The 6444-nt window shown below is 31.8% G+C and carries 2 protein-coding genes; both read left to right on the top strand.

The window, feature by feature from the left end; translation table 11 throughout:
• The first annotated feature begins 255 nt into the window (after nucleotides 1-255).
• Nucleotides 256-465 (top strand): helix-turn-helix domain-containing protein, encoded by a 210-nt coding sequence (locus CDG56_RS16330; RefSeq protein ID WP_087548431.1) that lies wholly within the window; start codon nucleotides 256-258, stop codon nucleotides 463-465.
• Between the two features lie 119 nt (nucleotides 466-584).
• Nucleotides 585-6401, top strand: a complete 5817-nt coding sequence (locus CDG56_RS16325) for an ATP-binding protein (RefSeq protein ID WP_087548430.1) — start codon at nucleotides 585-587, stop codon at nucleotides 6399-6401.
• Nucleotides 6402-6444 lie beyond the last annotated feature (43 nt).

Here is a 6444-nt window from a genome sequence, read left to right as displayed (position 1 = left end):
CTAGGCAAAAAGGTTCCATTTTTGCCCATTGGGCATCAGTAAGTATGTATCTATCCATAGTACTATTATAAATTAATTAGTAGCCTTTGTTAATTCTCAACAAGCCCTAGCAAACACCTCTAAAAATTCGTTATATAAGGGTAATTTAAAGGTTTTTTTCATACAGAACTCTCCTTAACTAAAATGAGGATTATAATCCGTGGATATATAGTCCTCAATTAGTGATATTTCTGTTTTTTGAGCAGTTAGTTTCAAATGTCAGAATTATCTATAAAGATAGGTCAATTAATCCGAAAAAAAAGGACGGAGAATCGACTCACACAAGAGTCCCTTGCATTGCAATGTGGAATCGATCGAAGTTATATGGGACGTATCGAACGTGGTGAAGTTAATATAACTATCTTAAAACTTTATGAAATAGCAAAAATTTTAAAGGTAGATCCTAAAGAATTATTGCCATCTTAAAAACAAAATTTGATTGTAAAAATTACTTAAATTATGTTTAGATACAAGTTTCACATGAAAAATAAATAGTTTTTTAATCAACAACTTGTAATAGTAGCTAATAAGTCAATAGGATTGATATGAGTGGAAACCTTAAACCAGCACATGCTGGTTATCGCTATCAAGATATTATTACTGCATATTTTTTTGTATTAGGAATTATAGAAAAATTTGATTCAGTTACTGTTGATAAAAAACAATTAGACGATGACAGATTCGATGACTTACAAATCATAAAAAAAGATGGATTTAAAACTAGAATTCAAATTAAACATAGTACAGATGCTAATAAGCCACTCGCTCTTTCTGAATTTACTAATAAAACGAGTACAAACTTAACTATTGATAGATTAATTTTAACTAATAAATTAGCTACTGAACCAGCAGATGAGTATCGACTATGTGCTACTTGGAATGCTCCATTAATTGAGGATAAATATCACGACTGTTTAATAGAGATAGCAGGAAAGCCTATTTTTGATAATATTAATTCAAAAATATATCAATTAGATTATGAAAAAATATGGCCTAAAAATCAGACTCCTTTATGGAAGCCACTAAAAAATAGAACAGATTTTAATAGATCAGACTTTATCGAGTTTTGTAAAAAATTCGTTATCGAGCTTGAATTACCTATTGCATCAAGCGATTTATTTTCACCTAGTCGTGTTGAAACTGAATTATTAACGCTATTACATGAGAAGATAGGGATTGGCCAATACCCTAATAGTGAACGCAAAGTAGAGGATGTTGCAGCCTTAGCAATAGCACTTGCAACTTGGGCAAGATCTAATGAATCTAAACTTGATACTCAAGAGATTGTTAAACAACTTGAAATAAGGACAGATTTTGGCAGAGTTTCTCAGGCATTTCCATTAGATAAAAAGTACTTTTATGACCGGCCTATTTTTAGAGAAAACATTTTAAATTTAGATAGCGACAAGAATTTCCATATATTGATTGGCCCTCCTGGATCAGGTAAGTCATGGGAATTAACGAATTTGTCAGAAATCTTGAAAGAAGATGCAATTGTTGCACGACATTACTGTTATTTATCCCCTAATGATGAAATATCTGAAAGAAGGGTTACTACAGATGTATTCTTTGCTAATTTATTAGCTGAATTACAAGATTCAATTAAAACACCATTCAGTTCAAAGATTGGACTTTCGGCAGATATTTCAAATTTCGAAAATGCCTTAAATGAATTAGCTTCTCGGAATGAAAAGGTCATTTTAATTATTGATGGCTTAGATCATATTTCTAGAGTTAAGTCAGCATCATCTAATTTGAATGATAATGAAACAGATATAATAGAAAGACTAGCATCTTTAGATATCCCAAATGGGATAAAGCTTATATTAGGTACACAACCAGGAGAACATTTAGACCCAATTTTAAAACGAAGGGAAAAGGACGTTTCAACTTACTATATACCTGATTGGACTCTTCAAGACACAATTGAACTATGTAAGCTACATGAGCTAGATACTCTATTCTCAGAGCATGGTATTGAAAATCATAATGAAATTTTTAGTCTAATTGCACAGAAAGCTAATAGCATACCTCTATATGCAAGATATTTATGTAAAGGGATAATTTCTAATTTAAAACAAAATCCGACTGAAAAACCTGAAGATTGGTTAAACCAACTGCCAATAATTAATGGTGATATTAAAGTCTATTACAAATATTTATATGAAAAAATTTCAGATGAAGGTCGTTTCGTTGCAGATTTATTTGCAGTAATAGAATTTGCTATTACTGAAGATGAACTTAAAGAAATGTATCCTCGTCACCAAGCACGTCATGTATCCTCTGCCCTAAAGGTATTTGAACCTGTATTTGTGCAAATTGAAGCTCAAGGTGGACTTAGGGTATTCCATGAAAGTTTCCGGCGATTTATTAGAGAAGAACTAAAAGAACAAGGAGTTAATTTAGAAGATATTCTAGATCCAGTGATTGATTGGATGAAGAATAAAGGTTTCTATGAAAATGCTAAGAGTTATCGATTTTTATTATCTGCCTTAAAAAATGCCAATAAATCAAATGAGATTTATGATTTGGTTTCATTTGATTTTGTATCTACAAGTATTAATTATGGCCATACTGTAGAGGCTATTCAAAATAATATTGCAATCACAGCTAATATTGCTTCATACGATCAAAATTGGGCAATATTAGTTAGATGCAATGAATTACGTAGAGCACTTCATACTTATGAGCAAGAGCGACTAGGAAATAAAGATTATTGGTTAACATATGGAAAGCTTTTTGGTCACCAAGCTTTATCAGAACGGTTACTTTTTGATGGCCGACCTACTTTAAAATATCTCAATGGTATGCAAGCTTGCTTAATTGTTGATGATATGGGAGGCATCGCACCATGGAGAGAATACTTAAATCTCGAGATGGATGATATTGAAGAAAATTACTTGAGTGATTATTTTGATCCTTTAACTCAATTAAAAACTTCTGAAGAAAATAACTTAGCAATAGTACAGGGCTACTTAAGTCTTGGTTTAGGTTTTAGAATATTAAGAAAAATTTTCATATATTTAAACCAAATTAAAAATAATCAGGATATCCCTATTTATTTTATTAAATGTTTAGCGGATCGTTTGGCGAAAAATAATCTAGTTAAAACAGTAGTTCGATTAGCAGAAAAATTTAGCAGTTCTAAAGACTCAAAGCTAATTGCATATGGGTTATATTGGGGATTGGCTGATTTCCATAATCAACAGACTTCTTATTCTTTAGCAAGAGAATATGCTGAATGTGCATTAAATCTCACAACATCACCTATTCTGATTTCACAATTATTAGATTATGGAATAAATTTAAATAATCTGGTCATTGATAGAAGAAAAATTTTTTCAATAAATTTGGGTTTTGATGGCCATCCAGAAAAAAATAATTTGAAATTATGGGTAGCCTCAATCAGGGTATTAGCTCATTCCGATCAACTTTATAAAGTATTAAATCGAGAACTTAGAAGAATTCGCGGTATGGGGTGGTATCGATGCTGGTTAAAATTTGCTATCAACGTGTTTTGTGCAGAAAAAGCAGAAGATTATAATATTAAAGAAGTTTTTAATATTCTTTTGGAAGAAAGCCGTCCATTTGTTGGAAACCCAAGAGCATGTGATCTATATGCAATTCATGGGACTATTAGCTATACAATAGGGTTAGGATTAAAGCTAGTAAAAACAGAGGATGAATGGGCACATATTTTAGAAGTACTTAAACAAGTTAATTTAAACACTACAACAAGACTTGATAGAGAAGTTAATGGACCTGTTTCAAGTGATGTTATTTTTAATCTGCTTGAACCTTATTCCAAGCTTGAGAATATCAATAGATACATATTAGAAGCTTTAAAATCTGAAATTGACCATGTGGAAAATAATGGTACATATTACTCAACTCATGCTGAACTAAAGTTAAAATATACTAAAATACTTTTAAATAATAATAAGCCAGAGGCTAATACAGAATGGAAAGATGTAGGTGTATATTTAGCTAGCTATGGTTATAGAAAAGATATAACTCTGTTTGAGGTAATTGATACTGTTTCTGTAATCGCTCATAAATCTAAAGATGAGTGTTTATTAGCCTTAGAAAAATTACAGCCATTAATTTCCTCTGTATTAAGGCATACAGATGGTAGAAGTACTAAGCATACACCGAATCGTTGGTTCAAAGAGCTATTGGATATTGATCCTGAAGCTGCTTTAAATGTGTTAGCAAGAACAATTGTTGAGGAAAACTTTCATGAAAGTTGGCCAACGATAGAAGCTCTTAAATTAGTTGCTAATAAGCTACTAGATCAAGCGAATCCATTAATACTTGATAGTTTATGGCAAACAATACCTTTTGAAATTAAATATGAAAATGATGGTCTTACAGCATTAAAAGAGCGTCTAGAATGTATTCTGAAATTAAATACTCTCTATCCTCAATTTGTAGAAAATAGAATTCATTTATTAGCTGCCCAAGTTTCTAATGATGTTTCCAAATATAATGAAGATGCCATTAGAGAGTTAGAGTTAGTTTCAAATAATCTCGGTTATCCGATTAAATGTCAGATAAAACCCACAAAGACTTCTTGCTCAACTAGTTATTCAGGAGGGGATTCAGTTTCCAAAGTTAATTCTGATTATATTTCTCCTGAAATAGTTCCTCATCCACCAGAGGATGCTACTCTTGGAGATATAATTAAATGTATTAGACTTGTTGAAAAATCACAGAACAAAAATTATCAAAAACTTAATGTCTATCTTTCATATAAATTGCAAGAGCTAAGCATAGAAGGGAATGAAAATGATGCTGAAAGAATTCTCGTCTTCTACGGACGTGAGGTCTTTTCATGGTCGGAAGATCACCCTTTAGCTAGCCTAGCCCAAAGCCTTGAAAATGCTAGTCTCTCAGACTTAGCTGCTATTGCCTATACTCTAGCTTATATGAAATCTAGAGGAAATGGAGGATGGAGCAGTATTGGCGGTTCTAAGCAGAAAAATTTATTACTAACTGCTAAAAGTCTTAATGAGGATTTAACAAAAAAGGTATTTTCAGAAGAATTAGGAAGAAGATTAAAATATACAGATTATGGTGCAGGTATCACTGAAAGTTTGATCGAAAGATTAAGAGATTGGGGGTATTACACTGAAGCAATTGCTTGTTGGCATGAGGCTTTTAGCGTCATAGAACATCGTCTAACTTTAACTAAAATCTCTCATTATTTTGCTGAATATAGATCTTCCAATCCAATAGAGCTTGATATAAATGAGAGCTTAATTTTAATAATTTTATTGAGATTATCTGAACCTAGAAAATCTAGAAAACTTGCAACGTTAACAAGTTTTACTAGTATTTTAAGATATTTACCTAATCTTTTACCTAGACCATTAACATGGTTTGCTTGTAACAGCACGCCTACCTCATCATTACTGCTAATTTTAGAAATTTTATTCTTCCTTGAAGATAAACCTTTTACTTTAAGTAAAGGAATTAAGGATATATTAGAAATATATGTAAACTCTTCTATATGGAGCGCCCAAGTCATAAGTCGTTCTTTATTAGACAGAGCAGGACTAAATTATGCAACTTATAATAATATAAATAGCTATTCTGGAAGCAACATTCAGACCTACTCACCTAATCCATATATTATGCAATTAGACCCAACTAAGAGCCTAGAAACTTTAAGCTTATATGTTCCTAGTTTGCCTTCACAAATAGAGTCTTTTCTAGATGAAGAATTGAAAAAAAATTTCAATATGGAATTAATGAGTGAAACTATTGAACTAATATATGGTAAATCAAGAGACGTTATTCCTCCTGTAGATGGACTTACTTGGAGAGAAGAGCTATTTATTGCAGAGTTGAATACTTGTGGGCAAGCTCTTCAACATGATTTAAAAACAGAAGGCCTATGGTCAATAGAAGCGGAAGAAGAGCTTGTCTTACATACGTTACCTAAAATAGAGTCACATTTAGGAATTTATCAAAGTCGAGTAGCAAGACCAGCATTACCTCTTCCAAATGAGCTAACAAATGGGATAAGCCCTATCATTATTGTTAAGAATGATCCAAAGTATGAAAATTGGGTACAATTAGCGTGTATGGAGACTCAATATCTTAATGAAGAACATAATTTTTCAAGACCTAATAAGCAGATTAAGAATATATCTGGTCTTTCATTAATTCCTAAATTATCTATGATTCCGAAAAATTTTATACCATTGAAAGATGGTATAGAAAGTTTGTGGTGGACCAAGGATATTGGAACAACAATCCGTATTGGAGGTACATTAAATCCTCTAGTTGGGATCTCAACTTTCACTGATCTACAGAGGTGGTCCCACTTGTTTGAACAACTAAAAGCGTATTTATAAGTGATATTCCGCTCTAGTTAAGCCACCTTGTTTTGTTGGGGTA

It is taken from the genome of Acinetobacter sp. WCHA39, assembly GCF_002165385.1.
Taxonomy (GTDB): Bacteria; Pseudomonadota; Gammaproteobacteria; order Pseudomonadales; family Moraxellaceae; genus Acinetobacter.
Note: the sequence above shows the minus strand (reverse complement) of the source record. Positions and strands in the feature narration are given on the sequence as shown.

Bases quoted from the DNA above. Each gene is read 5' to 3' on its own strand.
- CDG56_RS16330 (WP_087548431.1), top strand. From the start codon at position 256: ATGTCAGAATTATCTATAAAGATAGGTCAATTAATCCGAAAAAAAAGG.
- CDG56_RS16325 (WP_087548430.1), top strand. From the start codon at position 585: ATGAGTGGAAACCTTAAACCAGCACATGCTGGTTATCGCTATCAAGAT.